Raw genomic sequence first — 17166 nt, 5'->3', positions numbered from 1 at the left:
CTAGGTTATTTACTTGCAGATAATTTATAAACGATGCGCGCTATAGTTTCAATTTGCAAATAAACACCTTTGTGATAGTTTTTTGCTATGAGCAGCGTAACGCACGATAAATGATCCTAGCAGATTCCAGACTGATGCTGATCAGCGCCTGTTCAAAAGCCTGGTTCAGAAACCCAGTTCATCAAGCAAATCGTCGACCTGATCCTGGCCGTTGACGACATCTTCTTGTTCCTTTTCTTTATCCATCTGTGGGCCATTGCGCAATCGGGCGTGTTCATCGCGCTGGTCAAGCTGTTTCATGCTTTCGCTGGCCTCTGGCACATTGTCCACCAACACCTGTACCAGTTCCTGTTCGATGGTCTGGATCACCTCCATCATTTTCTTGATCACCTGGCCGGTCAGATCCTGAAAATCCTGAGCCATCATGATCTCAAGCAGTTCTTTTTGAGCACAGCCTACCTGGGTAGGCACTTCCTGGGCCAGAAACTGGCGCGTATCCGCAATTAGTTGATCATCTGCTGTGATGTGATCACTGTCGGGTTTGGTTTCCCAGCGAGCGGAAAGCGATTGGCTGACTGCTTCCAGCCTGTCCTGGGTGGGCTGCGCGCGCTCAACGGCGTTAAGAGAACGCTCAGCGGCCTGTTCCGTCATGCTGGCAACATAATGCAAGCGCTCGTTGGCATCCGGAATGGCTTGGGCGGCTTGCTCTATCTGTTGATCCAGCCCGAGCTCTTTCATACTTTCGCGTAGCATGCGGGTCAACTGGCCAATACGTTGAATGACCTCTTCGCCACTCTGGTCATCAAGCACCGATGGCATGGTGCTGTTATGCGCATCTTGTGAATGGGCCATAATTTGTTACCTGTTACTTAACATTTTGGGGTTTGCTTATCATGCCCGATAAACAGGGGGCTTGCCTACATAAGGTGTTGGGCCGCTTATATTGATCGTTAAGTTATGCTTTCAAACAGCGTAGACTAGCCGTTTTAGCGTTCCCATGGATGCCTGAGTGAAACCTTCTGCAAACGCGTTTGAACTGTCATCTGACGGTGACCGTTATTTTGATGGCCTGGCCGACAAGTTTTCCCGTTCACTTTATAATGCCCCGCGTGGGGAGCTACGCCTGGCGCTACTGGATGCCTTGCTGCCTGATATGTTGACGGCCTTAAAGCACGATCTGTCTCAGCGTTGTGTAGAAGCAGAAAACGTTCTGGACGTGGGCGGTGGACTTGGCCAGCAGGCGCTATGGTTTGCACAACGTGGCTTTCAGGTCACCCTGACGGAGCCCTCCCGCGATATGCTGAAGCATGCCGAAAAAGCGCTGCAGGCTGAGCCTGAAGTGGCTGAACGTGTGCGCTGCTACCCGCTGGCGCTGCAACACTTACCTGATACCTTGCCCGGCCCCTGGCGGCTGATTGTTTGCCATGCGGTGCTGGAATGGTTGGGTAACCCCCGCCAGGCGCTGGGCCAGCTAAGCCAACTGCTGGCACCGGGAGGCGAGCTCAGCCTGATGGTTTTCAACCGTGATGCGCTGCGCTTTTCCAACGTGGTGAAAGGAAATCTGCAAAAAGCCCAGCAGGATCGGTTGGAAGGGTTTGGCCTGGGCCAGCGACTAACGCCGATATCTCCGCTGACCCACGCCCAGATAGAGGCCTGGAGCCAGGAAAACGGGTTGGAAATCCGCCAGGTCGCGGGCATCCGCATTTTTCAGGACTACCTGCGCCAGCCGCCCAAGGATGCTGCCGAACAGGAACGCTTAGTGGCACTGGAAAAACAGTTTTGCCGCAGCGAACCCCATTGGCGTTTGGGGCGCTACCTGCTTTATACCCTGGTCAAGGCGACCTGAACGTCGGCGATACTCAATCATACCCATAGAGATGACACCATGAAGGCACAGACACCTGCCTGCCAGTTACTGCAACGCTATCACCCCTCGTCTGGCCCCAATGCACCGGTTGTTGCCGTCGCACCCCCCGTGGATGACTGGCTGGCGGAGCAGGTGCAAGGCGTGGTGAGCGCTGATCACATTATTGTGCACGCCTACCGGCAGCGTGGCATTACCGCCGCTTCACCCATGGACGAGGATGCTATGACAGCGTCCACGGGCTGGGTATTGTTCTGGCCAAAAACCCATCAGCTAGGTATCTGGTGGTTAACCTGGCTGTGCGAGCAGTTGCCGCCGGGTACGCCGCTGGAGGTCGTGGGTGAACATAATGGCGGGATCAAGCGCGTACCCAAGGTGCTGGAAGCGCTGGGCCTGCCGTGTGATAAACTGGATAATGCGCGGCGCTGTTCCCTGTTTGCCACCCAGACCCAGGCCTTGCCCACGGCCAACGACGCTGCCTGGCAAACCTTCAATCTGCGCGGTATACAGTTGCATAGCCACCCTGGGGTCTTTGGCCACGGCAAGCTGGATGAGGGCACCGCGCTTTTGTTGGATACGCTGGAACGCCAGCTGCAGGCAAACAAATTGCCTGGCACGCTGCCAAGATGCCTGGATATCGGTTGCGGTGATGGCATTATCAGCACCTGGCTGGCTGAGCGCAGCCAAGAGGTGACCGCCGTCGATATCAATGCCTTCGCCCTTGAAGCCTGTCGTCGAACGCTGGCCGCCAACCAGCTGTCTGCCCGCGTGCTGGCCAGTGATGTGTATTCAGCCCTGGGCGATGAACAGTTTGATCTGATTATCAGTAACCCGCCGTTTCATCAGGAGCGGGATATTCACTACGGGGCAGCAGGCCAGCTGATACGTGAGGCGCCGGCGCATCTGGCGCGGGGAGGGCAGTTGATTCTGGTGGCCAACGCCTTCTTACCCTATGCAGATCACCTGGAGGCCACCTTCGGCAGCTTTGAGGTTCTGGCAGATAACCGCCGCTTTAAAGTCTATCGGGCGGGTGTGCGGTAGTGAATGGAGGTAATCAGGTAGGTGGTCTCACCGCCTGGTGTCTTGACGCTGACCTCATCGTCCAGCTCTTTACCCAGTAGCGCCTTGGCTAAAGGCGCATCTACGCTGATCCAGCGCTGCTGGGTGTCGATTTCATCATGGCCGACAATGCGTATGGCGATTTCTTCGCCATCCTCACCTTCCAGTTCCACGAAGGCGCCGAAAAACACCTTGTTAGTATTGGCGGGCAAGCGGTCAACTACCTGCAGTTCATCCAGGCGCTTGGTCAGATAGCCAATCCGCGCAATCACCCGGTTCAGCTCTTTTTTGTTGTAGGTGTAATCAGCGTTTTCCGAGCGGTCGCCCAGGGCGGCCGCTTCGCCGACCTTGGCAGATAGTGCCGGACGCTTGACCCGTGCAAGATGATCCAATATGCCGCGCAGCCGTTGAGCACCTGCCGGCGTGATGAGGTTGCTTTTCGGCTCCTGGCGCGGGTCTTTTGCCGGGTCGCGCCAGCGGGTCATATTCCTGCCTTTCATCGGATGCGCTGCTCCATGTTGCGATGTCGTTGTCTATCTCGATAGGGTCTACCAGCATACGCTACTCACTGCGTTAAATCCCTAACCGCCAAGTTGTTAGTGATACTCCCGTAACGGGTAAACACAGCGTTATAATTCTGTCTGGCGTATCATTCAAACGTTCGTTACATTGGTTACTCGGTTGGCGGATTCAGCTTTGGCTAGCCGTGCAACGCAACAACAATTCCAACCAGTATTCATTGGGAGTCGCCCATGCAAGTATCCAAAAAGATGGTCACCAAGACGTTCAGCCTGGCGCTGTTGAGTACCGCTGTTTGCGTTGCTTCGTTATCGGCCAGCGCCTATCAGGACGCGCTTTTTTCACTGCAGAACCGTTGGGAAAACACAGTGACACAAATGCCCGCTAGCCAGCGTGAAGGCGCATTGAAAGCGCTGGCAGGGGAGGCTGAAGCCTTGGCCGGGCAGCATGCCGATGAAGCCGATGTGCTGGTGTGGCAGGGCATTGTGCTGGCCGCCTACGCTCGCGAGCGCGGTGGCTTGGGTGCGCTGGGCGATGCCAAGGCTGCCCGGGATGTGCTGGAGCGGGCCATCACTATCGACCCCGAAGGCTATCAAGGCTCAGCCTATGTCACTCTGGGCGCGCTGTACGACCGTGTACCCGGTGGCCTCATCGGCTTTGGGGATAGCGACAAGGCGGAGCAGATGTTTCAGCGCGCCCTGGAAATCCGCCCGGCGGGGATAGATGTTAATTATTACTATGCCGCGTTTCTGGCCGAGGAAGGCAACACTCAGGCAGCGCGTGAGCATGCTCAGCGGGCGCTGGAGGGAGATGTGCGCCAAGGGCGTGAAGCGTCAGATGCGGCATTGCGCCAAGACGCGCAACAACTGCTTGAACAGCTGTCATCCTGATCAACGAACACAGCACGCAGGCAATGATAACTGCCTGCGTGATAGCGTCTGCCTTGCAAGGCGATAGTCTCTGCTTGCTGCAGGTAAATTGGCATTCCCGATAACAAGTCCCGATAATGGGGTAACGTTTTTTATCAGGAGTGACCCATGGACGCCGAGTCCCCTGCACCAGATTCATCTTCTTCAGCGTCGCCTGCGTTTACGGGTAAGGACGTTGAGCTGATTTCTCGGGATGTGCTACAGCAAGGTTTTTTCCGCCTGGAAGCCATTACCCTGCGTCATCGCCTGTTTGAGGGCGGCTGGAGCGAGCCCATGCGCCGTGAAGTCCATATGCGCAAGGATGCGGTGGGGGTACTGCTTTACGATGTGGTTAGCGATGCGCTGGTATTTGTCGAGCAATTCAGGGCAGGGGCGGTAGATGACCCCCTAACGCCATGGAAGCTGGAGTTTGTCGCTGGCCTGGTAGAAGAGGGCGAAACCCTTGAGAACGTTGCTCGCCGTGAGGCACAGGAAGAGGCGGGCTGCCAGGTCACCGAGCTCAAGCATTTGCACACCTATTACCCAAGCCCTGGGGCCTGCAACGAGCGCGTGACCCTGTTCTGTGGCCTGATTAATAGTCAGGGCATGGGCGGTATCCACGGCCTGGACGAGGAACATGAAGATATCCGGGTGCATGTGGTCAGCTTTCATGATGCCTGGGAGCTGATGGTGCAGGGGCGGCTCGATAACGCCATGAGCCTGATCGGCATGCACTGGCTGGCAAGTCAGCGAGCGTCGCTGCGTGCCTTGCCGGATAATACGCCGCGCTTTCGTTGAAACCGCTGTTTGAACAGAGAACCACAAACAGGCTAAAAACTGACCCCTTAAGTACGTATTAAGCTTGTATCAAATGTCTGTACCCAAGAATCGGTCTTTAGATCATATTTTAAAGATCGGTGGTTAAAGATCGAATGTAAAAAGAATGGGAGCCCGCAATGGTTCGAAACGCTTACGTTACTGACCTGAAATCCCTGCAAGGTGAATGCAGCGCAAATTACCTGCGCCTGATTCGGCTGGTGGGTGATATGGAGGAAGGCCAGCGTCGCGCCATTCAGCTGGGAGAACGGGGCGATAATGCCCTGCATCTGTATATCCATGAAAATGCGCCTTATACCACCATGGTGCACGTTTCCCAGACGGGCCTGATGGATCATCTGCTGGAAAGCCCCAAGATGCGCGTTCACCTTTACCATGATGTGCGTATGGCGGAAGTGACCAACTTTCAGCGCGAAAGGCACTTTCATGGCCGCTATCGCTATCCCAATCCGCGTATGCACCAGCCGGATGAAAAACTTCAGCTCAATCGTTTTCTGGGCGAATGGTTGGCCCACGGCCTGGCCCATGGGCGCAGCGAATACCTGCATGAAGTGCCTTGAGGAGCGTCACCAATGCGTCTTGTACAGCTGACTGACCTGCACCTGCATGCTGATCCTCTGGCCCGTTCACGGGCGGGGGTTCCCTATCGTCAGTTCCTGGCGGTTATGGACGCCATCAAGCAGGAAAAGCCTGACCTAGTGATCGTGACTGGCGATATCAGCCAGGATGAATCGGCACAGGCCTACGCATTGGCAGTTGAACAGCTCAATCGTCTGGCTTGCCCCTGGCATTGGCTGCCGGGCAACCATGACCAGCGCCCCCTGATGGAAGCGGTTCATCCACTGGCAGACGCGCTGGTGCTGAATGAATGGCGGCTGCTGTTGCTGGATACCCAGGTGCCTGGCGAACCAGGCGGTGCCCTGGGAAGCGATAAGCTGGCGGCATTGGCAGCCCAGCTTGATCGCCAAACGGCGCCAACGCTGATAGCCATGCACCATCCGCCGGTTGAAGTAGGCGCTGCCTGGATGGATGCCATCGGCCTGGAAGATAAAGACGCTTTCTGGCAGTTGATTGGCCAGTATCCGCAGGTCAAAGTGGTGCTGTTTGGCCATGCCCATCAGGCCTACGCGGAGGAAAAGGCGTTGAACGGTTTCAGCGTCAGTGTTTACGGTAGCCCCGCCACGGCCGATCAGTTTCTGCCCCATGCTGAGGCGTTTGCGGTGGATGAGGCCGCTCGCCCTGGCTACCGTGTGCTGGATATCCAAGGAACTGGCTGGCAAACCCGTATTGAGCGGGTGACGTCATGATTATTCTGCTGATTGCTTTTGTACTGGCCATTTTCGTGCTGCCCAATCTGTGGGCCAAGTGGGTGCTCAAGCGTCATGCCCGCGGTCGCGATGATTACCCGGGAACCGGGGCGGAGTTGGCTGAGCATCTGCTGCGCCGCTTTAACGTCGAAGGGGTGAAGGTAGAGCGCACCGAGTACGGTGACCATTACGACCCGGAGGCCCGCACGGTACGCCTGTCGGCGGAGAACCATGACGGGCGCACCTTGACGGCGGTGACGGTAGCAGCCCATGAAGTTGGCCATGCTCTGCAGCATCACCAGGGCTATGCGCCGCTGCTGGCGCGCTCACGTCTGGTGCTGCTGGCGCAAAAGGCGGAAAAGGTGGGGGCCATCTTGATGATGGCAGCCCCCTTCCTGTTTGTGCTGACCCGCCTTCCGGGTGGTTTGGCACTGGTAATTGTCATGGCGGTGATCAGCTTTGGTACGGCGGCGGTGGTTCATCTGGTCACCCTGCCGGTGGAGTTTGATGCCAGCTTCAACCGCGCCTTGCCCATTCTGAAAGACTATGTGCCCCCCAAAGATATGCAGGGTGCCCGCCATGTGCTGACTGCCTGCGCGTTTACTTATGTGGCGGCTTCCCTGGCGAGTATTCTCAACCTGGGGCGCTGGCTGGTGATTCTGCGCCGTTAACGCCAAAAGCCGCTCATAAGAGCGGCTTTTAAAAGAAACTTCTGCAACTGAATAAGACGACAATTCAAGATGGCCATTCAACAAGGCCATTCAATAAAGCCTAGTTCTTGATCATCCGATAACCTGCCAGCAATACCAGAGCGCCGACAATGGCGGTGATAAAACTGCCGAAACTGAAGTCACCGACGGCGCCCAAGCCTACCAGTGAGCCAATCCAGCCGCCTACGAAGGCACCGGCAATACCCAGCAGGATGGTAATGATAAAGCCGCCCGGATCTTTACCCGGCATAATCATCTTGGCAATGATACCGGCAATCAGACCAAACAGAATCCACGCGAGAAAACCCATTTTTCACTCCTTGACGAATGTTCCGGAAATTTCAGTATGAGTTATTTCATACAGTCCCCTGTGACAAGTCGGGCCTGTGATTGGTTCATTCACTGATCAGTTGCGGTTTGCCATAATCACTGCCCGCCGAGGCGCCGGATAGCCTTCCCGGGTGAGTGAGGGGTCATCGGGGTCGAGAAAATCTGCTAGTGACTGATACGTCATCCAGTCGGTGGCGCGCTGTTCGTCCAGGGTTGTCACGGCTTCATCCACCACGCGGATATTGCTGAATCCGCAGCGCGAAAGCCAATGGCAAAGCGCTTTTGAGGAAGGCAGGAAATACACGTTGGGCATGGCCGCATAGCGCTCGCCGGGCATGAAGACGGCCTGTTCATCGCCTTCCACCACCAGGGTTTCCAATACCAGTTCGCCCCCTGGGGCCAAGGCCTCCTTCAACTGCTGCAAATGCTCAAGGGGAGACGGCCGATGGTAGAGCACGCCCATGGAAAAGACTGTATCGAAAAAGCCCAGCTTGGCGGGTACCTCTTCAATACCAACCGGCAGAAAGTGAGTGCGGTGTTGATCAGCATCGCCCACAAAATGGCGCACTGCCTGAAACTGCCAATAAAAACGCGGTGACGGGTCGATGACCAGGACAAAGTCCGCCCCGGCGCCGGCCATGCGCCAGGCATGGTAGCCGCTGCCACCGCCCACATCCAATACCTTGCGGTAGGTGAGCGGGGCAAGGTGAGGCGCCACCCGCTGCCATTTCCAGTCGGAGCGCCATTCGGTATCGATATCAATGCCGCCCAGCGAGTAGGGCCCTTTGCGCCAGGGCGCCAGCTTGCGCAGCAGATTGAAACACTGGCGCTGCTGGCTGTCGCTTAGGGCCATATCCACGCGGACGGTGTCCTGATCAAGGTGTACCTCGCGCTCTGCGGGCAACGGCGGCAGCTTGCGCACTGCCTTTTCCCACATCGGCAGATCCCCATGGCGCTGGCGATCCAGTCCCTTGGCAAGCTGTTCGGGTAGCAGTGCGAGCCATTCGATTAATTCCTGGTCGAGAAACGCCTGGTAAAGTACGCGGTGATCGTCGGCGAGGGGCACCTTAGCTCTCCTTGAAGGCAATCAGCGAGGTAAAGTTCAGGTACTGAAACCAGGTCATTGAACGCGGAAAACCCGCCTGGGCCAAACGGCCATGCAGGGCATCAAGAGTATCGGGAATCAACACGTTTTCCAGCGCGGTACGTTTCTGGCTGATTTCCATCTCGCTGTAGCCGTTAGCGCGCTTGAAATCATGGTAGCGCTCGACGCGCCAGGCGTTATCACGCTCATCGGCATCAATGGTTTTTTCGGACAGAATCAGCACGCCACCGGGTTCAAGGGCGTCATACAGCCTGGCCAGCAGGGCATCGCGGTCTTCAGGTGGCAAGAACTGCAGGGTAAAATTCAGGATGACCATGCCGGAGGGCTGATAGTCCAGTTGACGGATATCCGCTTCCATCACCTGCAGGCTATGCTGGGGGCATTCATCCGCAAAGGTTTGCTGGGCGCGTTCGACCATGGCGGGGGAAAGGTCGACCCCGGTATAGCGAAAGGCATCTTCCGGCAGGGCGCCCGCCAGAGCCAGGCCAGAGGCGCCCAGCGAGCAGCCCAGGTCATAGACGTGGGCACCGTGGCGCAGATGACGCTGGGCAATCAGGCTGAGCATGCCAAGAATCTGACCGTAACCCGGCACCGAGCGGCGGATCATATCAGGAAAGCAGGCGACGACCTGCTCATCAAAGGAGAAACGCGCGACGCGATCCAGGGGTGTCGAAAAGATGGCGTCACGGTAAGATGCATCACTCATGGGCAGGCCGGTTTCATCGCAAATAGACAGCGTGGATAATCAATGGGCGCATAGTTTACGCTTCAAGCGCCACCCGGAACAGACCCCGCTGCACCCAACATCGCCATAGGAGAGGGCCAATGTCATCAGTTGCTAACGCAACGCCGGATCAATTACCGGCATGGAAAGCATTACAGAATCACGCCGATGCGCTGAAAAGCGTTCATCTGAAAACGCTGTTTGCCGAGTCATCGACGCGCTTTGATCACTTTGCGCATCAGGCCGCTGGGGTGATGCTGGATCTTTCCAAACAGCGTTGGCAGGATGAAACGCTGGACAAACTGCTGGCCCTGGCAGAAGAAGCCGAGCTGCCAAGCGCTATCGACGCTCTGTTAAGCGGCCAGCGGGTGAATACCAGTGAAGACCGCCCGGCGCTGCACACGGCATTGCGCCTGCCGCCCGAGGCAAACCTTGAGGTTGATGGCGAAGACGTGGTGGCAGCGGTGCATGCCAGCCTTGCGCAAATGGAGGCCCTGGTCAGCCGTTTGCACGCAGGCCAGTGGCGGGGCGCCACCGGCAAGCCGATTCGCCATGTGGTCAATCTGGGGGTCGGGGGGTCGGACCTGGGGCCTTTGATGGTCACCCACGCATTGGCTGACTACCGCCCTGACGACGTGCATCCGGTCGAGGTGCATTTTGCCTCCACCATGGATGGCTCCCAGCTGGCGGATTATCTCAGCCGCCTGAATCCTGAAGTGACGCTGTTTGTGCTGTCATCGAAATCCTTCACCACCATCGATACCCTGTCCAATGCCAATACCGCCAAGGATTGGCTCCTGGGGCGTTTGACTCGACACGGCGCCACCCCGATCAGTGCAGAGCTGGTGATTCGCCAGCACTTTATCGGCGTTTCCGCCAGCCCGGAAAAAATGACCGCCTGGGGCATCGCCCCGGCGCATCAGCTGCGCTTCTGGGAATGGGTTGGTGGGCGCTATTCGCTATGGGGCACCATCGGCCTGCCGATTGCGCTGGTCATCGGCATGGAGAATTTCCGCGCGCTGCTCGCCGGCGCCCATGCCATGGATCGTCACTTCCAGGCGGCGCCCATGGCTGAAAACCTGCCCGTACTGCTGGCGTTAGCAGGTATCTGGAACGTCAACTTCCTGGATATCCGCGCCCACTCCATTTTGCCTTATGATGGCCGTCTGGAATATTTTGCCGCCTACCTGGAACAGCTGGAAATGGAATCCAACGGCAAATCCGTGACCCGCCAGGGCCAAGCGATTGATTACTCGACCTGCCCGGTGCTGTGGGGGCAGTTAGGCCCCAACGCCCAGCATGCTTTCTATCAGCTGTTGCATCAGGGAATGCAGCCGGTAGAGTGTGATTTTATTGCCCCCCTCAAACGCTATGATGATGTTGAAGACCCTGAAACCCGTCGCCACCTGCAGACCCAGCACCGGCTGGCGCTGGCCAACTGCTTTGCCCAGTCGCGGCTGTTGATGCTGGGCGACGATGCCATTGATGACGATGGCCCGCGTCCGCCGCACAAGCGCTATCGCGGCAACCAGCCATCGACCACAGTGCTGCTTGACCAGCTGACCCCGCACACCCTGGGCGCCTTGATTGCCCTTTATGAGCACAAGGTATTCGTCCAGGCCGTGATCTGGGATATCAATCCCTTTGACCAGTGGGGCGTGGAACTGGGCAAGCAGATTGCCACCGAGACCCAGCAGATCATCGACGGGCAGGCACCCGCTGACCACATGGACGCCTCCACTCGCGGCCTGATTGAAGCCTTTTGGGCAGCAGATAAATAAGCGTCAAGTACGGGCGTTAGGCTGCGCCGGATACTGTATCCTATGACCATATATACAGTATTTTGCTTTTCCGCTATGCTGTCTGTTTGATTTTTCAGGCCCATTTGATTGCCACGCCATTGCGCAGCCGCCTCGTCAGCGGCTGCGAAGGCAGGTTTGACCTTTCAGGATATACGCTTCATGACTCAGTTTGATGCCTCTCAATACGGCGCCAGTTCCATCGAAGTCTTATCGGGGCTTGAACCGGTGCGCAAGCGCCCCGGCATGTATACCGATACCTCAAGGCCCAACCATCTGGCGCAGGAAGTGATTGATAACAGCGTCGACGAAGCGCTGGCGGGACATGCCAATGCCATCAAGGTCGTGCTGCTGGCAGATGGGGGAATCGAGGTCACCGATAATGGCCGTGGCATGCCCATAGACATGCACCCGGAGCATGGCGTGTCAGGGGTAGAGTTGATCTTTACCAAGCTGCATTCCGGTGGCAAGTTCTCGTCTTCCAGCTACCGTTTTTCCGGTGGCCTGCATGGGGTCGGGGTGTCTGTGGTTAATGCCCTGTCACGCCGATTGGAAGTGGAAGTGACCCGCGACGGCGCGCGTCACGCCATGGCCTTTGAGTTTGGCGCCAAGGTCGAAGAGCTGCATAACCTGGGCAAGGCGGCGAAAAAGGCCACCGGCACCCTGGTGCGCTTCTGGCCGGATGAAAGTTATTTTGATAGCCCCAAGCTTGCGCTCTCCCGGCTGAAACACCTGCTGCGCGCCAAGGCAGTGCTGTGCCCCGGGCTTGCCGTAACGCTGGTGGAACCTGATGGCACCAGCACTGAATGGGCCTACGCTGATGGCCTGCGCGACTACCTGGCTCAGGCCACTGATGGTTATGAAATGGTGCCCAACGCGCCCTTTGTTGGCCATTTCAGCGACGATGAACATGGCGTTGACTGGGCCATTCAATGGCTGCCCGAAGGCGGTGAAGCGCTGCTGGAAAGCTACGTCAACCTGATCCCCACGCCTCAGGGCGGTACCCATGTGAACGGCTTTCGTGCCGGGCTGCTGGATGCCCTACGCGAGTTCTGTGAGTATCGTAGCCTGTTGCCAAGGGGGATCAAGCTGACCGCCGATGACCTCTGGGAGCGGGCGTCTTTCGTGCTCTCCGTCAAGATGCTCGACCCCCAGTTTGCCGGCCAGACCAAGGAGCGGCTGTCATCGCGTACCATTGCGGGCTTTGTTTCCGGCGTGGTCAAGGATGCCTTTTCGCTGTGGCTTAATCACCATGTGGAGCAGGGCGAAATGCTCGCTGAGCTGGTGATCAGCGCCGCTCAGCAGCGCCAGAAAAAGTCCAAGAAGGTCGCCCGTAAGAAGGTGACCTCAGGCCCGGCCTTGCCCGGCAAGCTGGCGGACTGTTCTGGCCAGGACCCGGCTCAGAGCGAACTGTTCCTGGTAGAAGGGGATTCCGCCGGGGGCAGTGCCAAGCAGGCGCGTAACCGCGAAACCCAGGCCATTCTTCCGCTACGCGGCAAGATTCTCAACACCTGGGAAGTCGAGACCCACGATATCTACAGCTCCCAGGAGGTTCATGATATCGCCGTGGCGATTGGTGCCGACCCGGGCAGTGCCAATCTGGAGAAACTGCGTTATCACAAGATCTGTATCCTGGCGGATGCGGATTCCGATGGCCTGCACATTGCCACTCTGCTGTGCGCGCTCTTTGTGCGTCACTTCCCAAGCCTGGTGGATGCCGGGCACGTCTTTGTGGCCATGCCGCCCCTGTACCGCATCGACCTGGGCAAGGAGGTTCACTACGCCCTGGATGAAAGCGAAAAAGCCGCGATACTCAAACAGCTGGCGAAAAAAAGCGGCACACGGAAGGCCGCCCCCAATGTTCAGCGCTTCAAGGGGCTGGGTGAGATGAGCCCGCTGCAGCTGCGCGAAACCACCATGGCGACCGAGACTCGCCGTTTGGTGCAGCTGACCCGCTCGGAAGGCGATGGCACCCAGGAAATGATGGACATGCTGCTGGCCAAGAAACGCGCCGGTGATCGCAAGAAGTGGCTGGAAGATTACGGCAATCTCGCAGATATCGAGGTATAACCCCAGATGACCATGGATATCCAGGTCGCGGAAGGCGATGTTGAACGCATCGCCCTGCGCGATTACACCGAAAAAGCGTACCTCGACTACTCGATGTACGTCATTCTCGACCGTGCCCTGCCGAATATCGGCGACGGCATGAAACCTGTGCAGCGGCGGATTATTTACGCCATGCGCGAGCTGGCATTGCATGCCAATGCCAAGTACAAGAAATCGGCGCGTACCGTGGGCGACGTCCTGGGTAAGTTCCACCCCCACGGTGACAGCGCCTGCTATGAAGCCATGGTGCTGATGGCCCAGCCGTTCAGCTATCGCTACCCGCTGGTGGACGGCCAGGGTAACTGGGGTAGCCCCGATGACCCCAAATCCTTTGCGGCCATGCGCTATACCGAGGCCAAGCTTTCAAAGTTTGCCGAAGTGCTGCTCAGCGAGCTGGGCCAGGGCACCGTGGATTGGACGCCCAACTTTGACGGCACCATGCAGGAGCCGGTGGTATTGCCCGCGCGTTTGCCCCACGTGCTGCTCAACGGTGGCAGCGGAATTGCCGTCGGCATGGCCACTGATATTCCGCCGCATAACGTGGCAGAAGTTGTGGAGGCTACCTGCCATCTGCTGCGCCACCCTGAGGCCACCAACACCGACCTGATGGCGTTTGTGCCAGCGCCGGATTTCCCCACCGATGCGGAAATCATCACCCCGCGGGCGGATCTGCGTAAGCTTTATGAAGCCGGGCGTGGTTCGGTCAAGCTACGCGCGCGCTTTGAGCGCGAGGGCGCCAATATCGTGATCACCGCGCTGCCCTATCAGGTCAGTGGGGCCAAGGTGCTGGAACAGATAGCTGCCCAGATGCAGGCCAAAAAACTGCCCATGGTGGCGGATCTGCGCGATGAATCCACCCATGAAGCGCCGACGCGCCTAGTGATTGAGCCGCGTTCGAATCGTGTGGACGTGGATGTATTGATGGCCCACCTGTTCGCCACCACGGATCTGGAAAAGAGCGTGCGGGTCAATATGAACGTGATTGGCCTGGACGGCCGCCCGCGGGTCATGCCGCTGGCGGATATGCTCGGCGAATGGCTGCGCTTTCGGCGTGCTACCGTGCGCCGCAGGCTGGAGCACCGCCTGGGCAAGGTAGAAGATCGCCTGCATATTCTGGAAGGCCTGCTGACCGCCTATCTTGATCTGGATGAAGTGATTCGCATCATTCGCGAAGAGGATGAACCAAAAGCGGCGCTGATTGCGTCCTTTGGCCTTTCCGAACGCCAGGCAGAAGCCATTCTGGAGCTGCGCCTGCGCCATCTGGCCAAACTGGAAGAAATGAAAATCCGCGGCGAGCAGGAGGCGCTGGAGAAAGAGCGCAAACAACTGCAGGGCCTGTTAGGCAGTGATACCAAGCTGACCAACCTGATCGAGAAAGAGATTCGCGCCGCCGGTAAAGAGCACGCCGATGAGCGCCGCTCGCCGCTGGTTGAGCGCAGCGAAGCCCGGGCACTGTCAGAGGTGGAGCTGCTTGGGGCTGATCCGATCACCGTCGTGGTCTCGGAAAAGGGCTGGATTCGCGCCGCCAAGGGCCATGATATCGACCCGGAAGGCCTTTCCTATAAAGCGGGCGACCGCTTCCTGCTGGCGGCCAGGGGCAAGACCAACCATCCTCTGGTCATGCTGGATGATACCGGGCGTGCCTATACATTGAGTGCCCATAATCTGCCCAGTGCCCGTGGCCAGGGCGAGCCGATCACGGGGCGGGCCAACGTCGCCGCCGGGGCACAGATGGCAGGTATTCTGCTGGCTGCACCGGAAAGCCGTTTTCTGCTCGCCAGTGACGGTGGCTACGGGTTTATTGCCCGTCTAGGTGAGCTGACTGGCAAGAACAAGGCAGGCAAAAGCGTGCTGACCATTCCCAAGGGCTGCAGCGTGATGCCAGCCGTGCCGATTCCCGAGGGGGAATCCCTGTGGGTGGCCACGGTGTCCAACGAAGGGCGCCTGTTGGTCTTCCCGCTGGATCAGCTGCCGGAAATGGCCAAGGGCAAGGGCAACAAGATGCTGGATATTCCCGGCCCACGGGCAGCGCGGCGGGAAGAGTTTATGTGCGATATCGCCGTGTTGGGTGAGGGGGATGCCTTGGTGCTGCATGCCGGTAAGCGTAAACTGACCCTCAAGCCAGAGGATCTGGCCTATTATCGGGGTGAACGTGGCCGTCGGGGCAACAAGTTGCCACGCGGTTTCCAGAAAGTTGAGCGGCTTGAGGCAGGGGAATAAATCATGAAACGCTGTTTGATTCGTGCGACCGGCAGGGCGCGACCGGACCAGCTCGCCGGGCTTGGCAAGGTATTGGCAAAAACCGGGGCACGTCTTTTGGATATCAACCAGAGCGTGACCTTTGGCATGCTCTCGCTGGAGGCACTGGTGGCGCTGGAGCATGACAGCGCGCTGGAAGCCATGCTCAGCGAAGCAGGCGATAGCCTGGGGCTGGATATTCAGGCCATCGCCGTGAGTGCGGATGATTATCACCGCTGGAGCCTGGAAGCCAGTCAGCCGCGTTTGATCCTGACCCTGCTGGCGCCGCGTCTGCCTGCTGGCATCCTGGCGGAAGTGGGTGGCTTGACGGCGGAGTTTGGTCTGCACGTTGAGCTGGTACACCGGCTTTCCGGGCGCGAGCCGTTGGATGGCGAAGCGCCTGGCAATGGTGCCTGCGTTGAATGCTGGTTAAGAGGCGATGACGTCAACCTGGCCGCGCTGCACGAAAAAGCCCTGGCACTCGGCGCCCAGCACGGCGTGGATATTGCCATTCAGGAAGACAGTATCTGGCGCCGTCATCGTCGCCTGGTGTGTTTTGATATGGATTCAACCCTGATCAAGGCTGAAGTGATCGACGAGCTTGCCCGTCGTCACGGAGTAGGCGATGAAGTGGCCGCGGTGACCGAGCAGGCAATGCGCGGCGAGCTGGACTTCAAACAGAGCTTTCGCGCGCGAATGAGCAAACTTGAAGGGCTGGATGAAGCGGTGTTGGCGGAAATTGCTGAAGAGCTGCCGCTAATGGATGGCGTGGAGCGTTTGATGGCCAACCTCAAACGGCTGGGCTACCGCACGGCGATTATCTCCGGTGGCTTCACCTACTTTGCTCGTCATCTACAGGAGAAGCTTGGCTTTGATGAAATTCATGCCAACGAACTGGTGATCGAGAACGGCAAGGTTACTGGGGAGGTTCAGGAGCCGATTGTGGATGCCGAACGCAAGGCGGAGCTGCTTGAGGCCATTGCCCTACGTGAAGGCTGGACGCTTGATCAGACCATTGCGGTTGGTGACGGTGCCAATGACCTGAAAATGCTCGGCAAGGCCGGGCTGGGGATTGCCTATCGCGCCAAGCCGCTGGTGCGCGCCCAGGCGCGTCAGGCGATTTCCACCCTGGGGCTGGATGCGGTGCTCTACCTGATTGGCTATCGCCATAGCGACCTGCTTGATTAGTCGCTAGAGTAACTTGGAGTCACTACACAACGGGGCGCTGATGCGCCCCGTTGTGTAGTGGTGGAAGGCAGGACGTGCCGCTTAACCGTGACCCTTGTCCGGGTGAGGGACAGGACGTTCACCAACTTCTTCAGGACGAAGTTCGACGGGCTTGCCTTCGGTCACATCAATGTGCCGGAGCTGCAAATGCAGGCCCGTTTTGGCCAGCAGGTGGGCACTGACCGGTGCGGTAATAAACAGGAATAGCGTAATCAGTATTTCCTGAATATCCGGTGACCCTTCGTAGCCCCAGAAATACAGCATGGAAGCAACCAGCATGAAACCAATGCCCAGGGTAGTGGCCTTGGTAGGGCCGTGCAGGCGCATATAGAAATCTTTCAGGTGCGCCATACCCAGCGAGCCGATAAACAGAAACACTCCGCCAGCAATCAATAACAGCGACGCCAACGCTTCAACAATCCAGGCCATG

At 57.9% G+C, this 17166-nt stretch carries 17 protein-coding genes; 11 read left to right on the top strand and 6 right to left on the bottom strand.

From position 1 onward, the window contains the following. Positions 1 to 165 precede the first annotated feature (165 nt). A complete protein-coding gene (gene cheZ / locus OR573_10685) occupies positions 166 to 852 on the bottom strand; it encodes a protein phosphatase CheZ (protein XGA78975.1) in 687 nt (228 codons plus the stop codon). A 157-nt stretch (positions 853 to 1009) separates the two neighbouring features. Here cheZ and OR573_10680 point away from each other — a divergent pair, with 157 nt between their 5' ends. After that, complete coding sequence (locus OR573_10680; protein XGA78974.1) at positions 1010 to 1846, top strand: methyltransferase domain-containing protein; 837 nt, start codon at positions 1010 to 1012, stop codon at positions 1844 to 1846. A gap of 39 nt (positions 1847 to 1885) precedes the next feature. Then, positions 1886 to 2905 (top strand): methyltransferase, encoded by a 1020-nt coding sequence (locus OR573_10675; GenBank protein XGA78973.1) that lies wholly within the window; start codon positions 1886 to 1888, stop codon positions 2903 to 2905. Here the strand turns inward: OR573_10675 and greB are convergent. Continuing rightward, complete coding sequence (gene greB, locus OR573_10670) at positions 2884 to 3423, bottom strand: transcription elongation factor GreB (protein XGA78972.1); 540 nt, start codon at positions 3421 to 3423, stop codon at positions 2884 to 2886. The genes OR573_10675 and greB overlap by 22 nt on opposite strands. Before the next feature lie 252 nt (positions 3424 to 3675). On the opposite strand from greB, the gene OR573_10665 reads away from it, so the two are divergent. From OR573_10665 to OR573_10645, 5 genes are all read left to right on the top strand, one after another. Next, the gene (locus OR573_10665; GenBank protein ID XGA78971.1) at positions 3676 to 4332 is read left to right on the top strand and encodes a TRAP transporter TatT component family protein; all 657 of its coding nucleotides are present in this window, start codon (positions 3676 to 3678) and stop codon (positions 4330 to 4332) included. 147 nt (positions 4333 to 4479) lie between these two features. After that, positions 4480 to 5148 (top strand): NUDIX domain-containing protein, encoded by a 669-nt coding sequence (locus OR573_10660; GenBank protein XGA78970.1) that lies wholly within the window; start codon positions 4480 to 4482, stop codon positions 5146 to 5148. A 158-nt stretch (positions 5149 to 5306) separates the two neighbouring features. After that, entirely contained in the window at positions 5307 to 5747 is a 441-nt protein-coding gene (locus tag OR573_10655) for a DUF1249 domain-containing protein (GenBank protein ID XGA78969.1), read from the top strand. A 12-nt stretch (positions 5748 to 5759) separates the two neighbouring features. After that, positions 5760 to 6494 carry a phosphodiesterase gene (locus tag OR573_10650; protein ID XGA78968.1) on the top strand — a complete coding sequence of 245 codons (735 nt, stop codon included), beginning with the start codon at positions 5760 to 5762 and terminating at the stop codon, positions 6492 to 6494. Continuing rightward, positions 6491 to 7165 carry a zinc metallopeptidase gene (locus tag OR573_10645; GenBank protein ID XGA78967.1) on the top strand — a complete coding sequence of 225 codons (675 nt, stop codon included), beginning with the start codon at positions 6491 to 6493 and terminating at the stop codon, positions 7163 to 7165. Before OR573_10650 ends, OR573_10645 begins: the two co-directional genes overlap by 4 nt. Before the next feature lie 100 nt (positions 7166 to 7265). Here the strand turns inward: OR573_10645 and OR573_10640 are convergent, their stop codons facing one another. The 3 genes from OR573_10640 to cmoA form a co-directional block, all read right to left on the bottom strand. Then, positions 7266 to 7514 carry a GlsB/YeaQ/YmgE family stress response membrane protein gene (locus OR573_10640; protein ID XGA78966.1) on the bottom strand — a complete coding sequence of 83 codons (249 nt, stop codon included), beginning with the start codon at positions 7512 to 7514 and terminating at the stop codon, positions 7266 to 7268. Between the two features lie 96 nt (positions 7515 to 7610). Continuing rightward, complete coding sequence (cmoB, locus tag OR573_10635; GenBank protein XGA78965.1) at positions 7611 to 8600, bottom strand: tRNA 5-methoxyuridine(34)/uridine 5-oxyacetic acid(34) synthase CmoB; 990 nt, start codon at positions 8598 to 8600, stop codon at positions 7611 to 7613. 1 nt (position 8601) lies between these two features. Further along, entirely contained in the window at positions 8602 to 9345 is a 744-nt protein-coding gene (cmoA, locus tag OR573_10630) for a carboxy-S-adenosyl-L-methionine synthase CmoA (GenBank protein XGA78964.1), read from the bottom strand. A 119-nt stretch (positions 9346 to 9464) separates the two neighbouring features. Between cmoA and pgi the strand changes: the two genes are divergently transcribed. From pgi to serB, 4 genes are all read left to right on the top strand, one after another. Beyond that, a complete protein-coding gene (pgi, locus tag OR573_10625) occupies positions 9465 to 11144 on the top strand; it encodes a glucose-6-phosphate isomerase (protein XGA78963.1) in 1680 nt (559 codons plus the stop codon). 180 nt (positions 11145 to 11324) lie between these two features. Then, complete coding sequence (gene parE, locus OR573_10620; protein XGA78962.1) at positions 11325 to 13232, top strand: DNA topoisomerase IV subunit B; 1908 nt, start codon at positions 11325 to 11327, stop codon at positions 13230 to 13232. A 6-nt stretch (positions 13233 to 13238) separates the two neighbouring features. Then, a complete protein-coding gene (parC, locus tag OR573_10615) occupies positions 13239 to 15491 on the top strand; it encodes a DNA topoisomerase IV subunit A (GenBank protein ID XGA78961.1) in 2253 nt (750 codons plus the stop codon). Then, positions 15492 to 16697, top strand: coding sequence for a phosphoserine phosphatase SerB (serB, locus tag OR573_10610; GenBank protein XGA81727.1), 1206 nt, complete (start codon positions 15492 to 15494; stop codon positions 16695 to 16697). 81 nt (positions 16698 to 16778) lie between these two features. Here serB and OR573_10605 read toward each other — a convergent pair whose 3' ends face one another. Next, positions 16779 to 17165 carry a Na+/H+ antiporter subunit G gene (locus tag OR573_10605; protein ID XGA78960.1) on the bottom strand — a complete coding sequence of 129 codons (387 nt, stop codon included), beginning with the start codon at positions 17163 to 17165 and terminating at the stop codon, positions 16779 to 16781. Between the last annotated feature and the right edge of the window lies 1 nt (position 17166).

Origin of the sequence: Halomonas sp. CH40 (assembly GCA_041875495.1) — a bacterium.
In the GTDB taxonomy this organism is placed as follows: Bacteria; Pseudomonadota; Gammaproteobacteria; order Pseudomonadales; family Halomonadaceae; genus Vreelandella.
This window is presented reverse-complemented; position numbering and strand designations above follow the sequence as displayed.